The 1118-nt window shown below is 44.0% G+C and carries 1 protein-coding gene and 1 pseudogene; both read right to left on the bottom strand.

Translation table 11 applies throughout. From position 1 onward, the window contains the following. Window positions 1-495 (bottom strand): hypothetical protein (locus tag A3757_RS19590; protein ID WP_068740131.1); only part of this gene is annotated, 495 nt, incomplete at its 3' end. A 6-nt stretch (window positions 496-501) separates the two neighbouring features. Beyond that, window positions 502-1118 (bottom strand): annotated as a pseudogene (locus A3757_RS27045) (hypothetical protein); the annotation flags it as partial.

Here is a 1118-nt window from a genome sequence, read left to right on the forward strand (position 1 = left end):
TTCCTGACGAAGCTTTTGCAAATACTCGGGCACCAAGTCACCGTTCAGGGTAATGCCTTCAATATGCATCTCCTTTCCTGAGGAGCCAATAATTATTGAGTTCAACCATAGTTTATCTAAGTTCTGGCGTGCAAGTGAGAGCAGAATATTAGAAAAGCCTTCATCATCTTTAACTACAACCGTATCTAGCATTTCGATCATTCGTTGACGAGCTTCAGCTTTAGCGTGCAAACGCTGATTAGCGGCGACTAATGACTCATCTTTTCTCATGCGTTTAGCTTTAACGCTTAGTGTTTCAAGGCGCTTTGCCATTTCTTCATTCTTTGATTTGATTACTTCAAGCTCTTGAGCTTCCTGCTTTAAGCTATGGCTAAGCCACAAGCTGACACCAATGAGCAAGAGCAAGGTGACAACAGGCAGAAGTATAATTTGTTCGAGTGGTAACTTTACGCGTTTTGGTTTGAAAGCGTCGGTATAGAGGTTTACTTGTTGCATATTGCTCTACCCCTCTCTCAATGCACTGGCGAGCGCGACAAAAGCTTGAATTTCTTCAAGGCCCAGATTTGCCTCGTCCTGCATAAACAAGGACATATCAAGCGGTTCGACTCTGGCGCCAATACTACCACCAAGCATATTTGCTAATGGCATATTGGGTGCAGGGCCCATCAGTGCAACCGTTTGCGGAGGAACTTGAGCCATCTGGCTTTCAAAGTAATCAAATGAGCGCTGGATTTCTAAAGATAATTGCTGAATAACCGAGTTTTGCTGCGCGACATCGTTCAGCGCTTGTAAAGAAAAGTCAAAATGCCTGGAAAAGTAAAGCGTGTCACCTTTAACCAACACAATCATTCCAGCACCGTGACGAAGATATAAAACCGCAACGGGTCTTTGATCATCATCTGCTAGTCGCAAGGCAATATTCCTAATCGCTAGCTCTGAGATCTCAATTGTTTCTAGTTCCAAACCAGACTTATTGACGAGATTCACGGTATCCTGGATTAAAGCTGACCGACTGGAAACAACATTCACCTGTTCCGGACGTCCTTTTAGGGCATCCTGAGGAAAATCATAGACATCCAGCACCGCATCGTTTACGTCATAGTCGAGTAGGTCTTTTA

Source organism: Oleiphilus sp. HI0117, from assembly GCF_001635235.1.